Annotated in this window: 2 protein-coding genes and 1 pseudogene; 2 read left to right on the top strand and 1 reads right to left on the bottom strand. The window is 77.5% G+C overall.

The features are described from left to right. The coding region (locus ABLM29_RS22065; protein WP_349716791.1) for a helicase-associated domain-containing protein at positions 1-2,033 on the bottom strand (2,033 nt) is incomplete at its 3' end. 33 nt (positions 2,034-2,066) lie between these two features. Between ABLM29_RS22065 and ABLM29_RS22070 the strand changes: the two genes are divergently transcribed. Together ABLM29_RS22070 and ABLM29_RS22075 are read left to right on the top strand one after the other, a co-directional pair. Continuing rightward, a complete protein-coding gene (locus ABLM29_RS22070) occupies positions 2,067-2,915 on the top strand; it encodes a PP2C family protein-serine/threonine phosphatase (protein ID WP_349716793.1) in 849 nt (282 codons plus the stop codon). Then, a pseudogene (locus tag ABLM29_RS22075) lies at positions 2,912-4,165 on the top strand (hypothetical protein); the annotation flags it as partial. The gene ABLM29_RS22070 and the pseudogene ABLM29_RS22075, both read left to right, overlap by 4 nt.

Below are 4,165 nucleotides of genomic sequence, written 5' to 3' on the forward strand. Positions count from 1 at the left end.
GTCTTCTCCCAGTCCTCGTAGGCGACCTTGCGGTGCATCGCAGCGCCCTCGACGTCGACCTCCGGGATCCGGCGGTCCAGCCAGGCGGGCAGCCACCAGGCGCGGTGGCCGCGCAGCGGATCCCCGGGGCCGACCCGGACCACGCCGTCGGCCCCCTCGACCACGGGGGAGAGCCCCAGCTCCCTCATCCGCGGCAGCAGCACGTCGACCGGTACCGAGCTGACCACGACGGTCGGCGCGATCCGCCGCAGCCCCAGCGACTCCGCGCGCGGGTGGTTCACCAGCTCGGCGAGGGCGACCTCGTCCTCGCTGCACACGTACGCGGTGGCGATCCCGACACGGAGGCGGCCGAACGCCCGCACCGCGTCGTCGACCAGGTAGGTCAGCGGCTGGGGGACCGGGGTGCGCGAGACCGCGGCCAGGAACTCCTTGACCTCCCCGCCGCTCCAGCCGGACTCCAGCGCGCCGCGGACCGAGGCAGGGGTGAACCGGTAGACGGTCGCCGCGCCGAGCGACTCGATCTCGGCCACCTGCTGCAGCCGGCGCGCGAGCAGCGACTCCAGCGGACCCGGCGCGACGGCGGTCAGGTCGGCCTGGATCAGGACGTGGTCCACGGGGTCCGGCAGCAGCGCCGCCAGCACCGGCTCGGGGTCCTCGCCCGCGGCCAGCGCCCGCCCGTACGACGTCAGCGCGTCCGCGCCGGTCAGCCCGAGCCGGCCCGCCTCGAGCACGGCCCAGGCGACCAGGTCGGGTCGGGTGCGCGGGCGCCGCGGGCGGAGCCAGCCGATCCGCGCGACCAGCGACGGCAGCCCGGTGCCGGCGGCGAGGCCGTGGCCGTCGGGCAGCGCGGCGAGCTCGGCCAGTGCCATCGCCTTCGCCTCCGGCATGCCGGCGGCGGAGAGCTCGGGGGTGAGCGCGTTCCACGGCTTCTGGTCCGGCCCGCGCTCGCCGACCAGCGACGGCAGCCGCGTGCTGCCCAGCCAGGCGTGCGCCAGCACGGTCCACCGGCCCGCGGTCGGCCGCTCCAGCCAGGCGTCGAAGGCGTCGGTGGGCACCCAGACCTGGTTGCCGTCGCCGTCCGCGCGCGTGGCCAGCAGGCCGGCCGCCGACGAGACCTCGATCAGCAGCGCGGCCTCGGACTCCGAGACGCCCAGCCGGGTGGCGGTGGCGCGCAGCTCGCGGACGCCGAGGCCGACGGTGCGCAGCGCGCCCGCCGGGCTGTGCCCCCACCCCTCCAGCAGCAGCTCGACCCGCCGGACGAACTCGGTCGCCGCACCCACGCCCGCGCTGGTGACCAGGCGCTCGGAGCGCGCCTCCGCCGCCACCGGGGGCGGTACGTCGACAGGTGCCGTCGTGGTCCGGCCACCGCGCCGGGTCAGACCGACCTCCCCGGGCACCACCAGCATCCCCGGGTGGGCCGAGCCGCCGGGGCGCAGCAGCCGGTGCGCGATCAGCTCCTCCGCCGGGGAGTCGGCGTCGGCGGGAGCCAGGCCGATCCGCGCCGACCCGGCGGTGGCGAGGCCGCCGCTGTCGATCACGTGGTCCAGCATCCGGCGGGCGTCGGGGGAGAGGTCGGCGACGATGGCACCGAGCTCCTCGGCGGGCCACGGGTCGGCCGCCCGCGGCCTGAGGCCGCTGACGCCGCCCTCCGCGCCGCCGCTGAGGCAGTCGGCGATCCCGGTCAGCGGCCGCAGGCCCTCGGGGGAGTCCCAGGCGAGCGCGAGGTCGCGCAGCCGGGCCAGCGCCCCGGCGACGTACCCGGGTTCGGCGGTGACCATCCCGAGAAGCTCCTCCTCGGAGGTTTGGCCGGCGACGACGAGGGCATCTAGGACGGAGAGCTCGCCCCGGGTGAGGCCGTCGAGCGCCCGCAGCAGCGAGCTGCGGGCCGCCGAGCGCGAGGCGAGCTGTCCGAAGTCGTGGGGGGCAGGCGTGGCCAGATCGGGACGAGCGGAGAGCAGGCCGGAGAGCCGTTCGTCCGGCCACGACCGCAGCTGGTCGGCCAGCGATCGATGGCCCCCCGTCACCTTGCCCACGCGGCCAACGCTACCGACCCGGGGGGGCGCGCGATGACACCCCTGCGACTCGCGTTCGGCGCCGCGACGGACGCCGGGCCGGTGCGGGAGACCAACGAGGACGCCCACGTGGCCGCGCCTCCGCTGTTCGCGGTCGCGGACGGGATGGGCGGGCACGACGCGGGGGACGTGGCCAGCCGGATCGCGGTGGAGGAGCTCGCCCGGCTGGCCGGGGACGACCGCGCCCACCGTGCCGGCGGCGGAGGGCTGGACGCCGAGGCCGGCACCGCGCTGCTGGACGGCGCCTTCGCGACGGTGCGGCGCCGGATCGCCGAGCTGGAGGCGGGTCGGCGGGCTGCGGGCGACGGCGAGTTCACGGCCGGGACGACGGCGTCGGTGGCCCTCGGCCTGGCCGGCCGGGGTGGGCCCCGGTGGCTGGTCGCCAACGTCGGGGACTCCCGGACCTACCGACTGCACCGGGGCGGCCTCGACCAGGTCACCGTCGACCACAGCCTGGTGCAGGAGCTGGTCGACGCGGGCTCGATCAGCCCGGAGGAGGCGGCGGCCCACCCGGCGCGGCACGTGATCACCCGCGCCCTCGGCGCGGGGTCCGAGGGTGCGGCCGACTACTTCCTGCTGCCGATGGTCGGCGGCGAGCGGCTCCTGCTCTGCTCCGACGGCGTGAGCGGGCCGCTGGGCGCGGCCGGGATCGAGGAGCTCCTGCGCGCCGGCGGGGGCCCCCGGGCGGCGGCGGACGCACTGGTCCAGGCCGCCCTGGCGGCGGGAGGGAGGGACAACGCCACCGCCCTCGTGGTCGATGTGGTGGGATTGGCCCACGACATGTCGCACGACTCCGTCGCCGAGCGCGGGAGTCCGGAGGAGAAGCTGGGAGCCCTCCCATGAGTCTGACGACCCCACCCACCTGGTCGTACCGGCCGGGTCCCTGGTTCGCGATCCTCGGCAGCCGGGTCACCGTGCTGCTGCCGCAGGACCAGAAGGAGATCGTGGTCGGGCTCTGGTCGCTCGTCGACGAGGGTGCGGGGTTCGGCGAGGCGCTGGACGCGCTGCTCGCCTCGGGCCTGAGCCGGCTGCCGGCGTTCGCGCTGGTCAGCGCCGAGGAGGGGACGACCCGGGTGCTGCTGCGCGGCGGCGACCTCCGGGCCGAGGTGCACGCCGGGGCGGACCTGGTGGTCCTCGACGGCACGTCCGGCGGCACCTGGGTGGAGCGCAGCTTCGCCGACGTCGACGCGCTGGCGGTCACGATCGCCGTGCCGGAGGACGAGGCGGACGCGGGCCCGGGCCCGCAGCTGCCGATCCTCACCGGCCTGGTCCGCGTCGGTCGCCTCGACCTGCCCGCGGCGGAGGCTTCCGGGATCGGCGCCCTCCCGGTGTCCGCCGCGGGATCCTCCCCGGCGTCCTCCCCGGCGTCCTCCCCGGAGGTCGACCTCGGGCCGCCGACGGAGCTGATGCACGCCTCGCTGGCCGACCCTCTCTCGGACCCCCTCTCGGATCCGCTCTCGGACCCGCTGCCGGACCCGTTGTCCGACCCGCTCGGCGATCGGCTGGCCGACCCGTTGTCCGACCCGTTGACCGACCCGTTGACCGACCCGCTCGGCGACCCGCTGACCGACCCGCTGCCCACCGCCGAGGACGCCCCGCCGGACTGGGTCACCCCGTGGCGCGACCCCACCTCCGTCACCCAGGCGCCGAACGCGCGCCGCGCCGCCGAGCAGGCCGCGGCGGAGGGCGAGGACGTCGACGTCGACGGCTCGGCGGCCGGGGTGGGAGCCGGACAGGAGACCGCGCACCTGCCGCCGATGCCGCCGCCGCCCGAGGACGCGACCCCCCTGCCGGACGCACCGCCCCCGCTGGGGATCGGCTCGTGGGAGCCCTTCGTGGTGCCGCCGCCGGCCGCACCGACGGCGGTCCCGCCGGCGCTGCCGTCCGTGCCGCGCCCGCCCGGCCCTCCGCCGAGCAGCCCGCCGCCGAGCAGCCCGCCGCTGCTCTCGACCCCCGGGTACGCCGGCCAGTGGGTCGAGCTGGTGGCCAACGATCGCCGACGGCTTCTGGGCCCGCGAGATCACCCCGATCACCACCCCCGACGGCACCGTCGTCACCGCCGACGACGGCCCGCGCGCCGGCGTCACGTACGA

It is taken from the genome of Nocardioides sp. YIM 152588, assembly GCF_040191335.1.
GTDB lineage: Bacteria > Actinomycetota > Actinomycetes > Propionibacteriales > Nocardioidaceae > Nocardioides.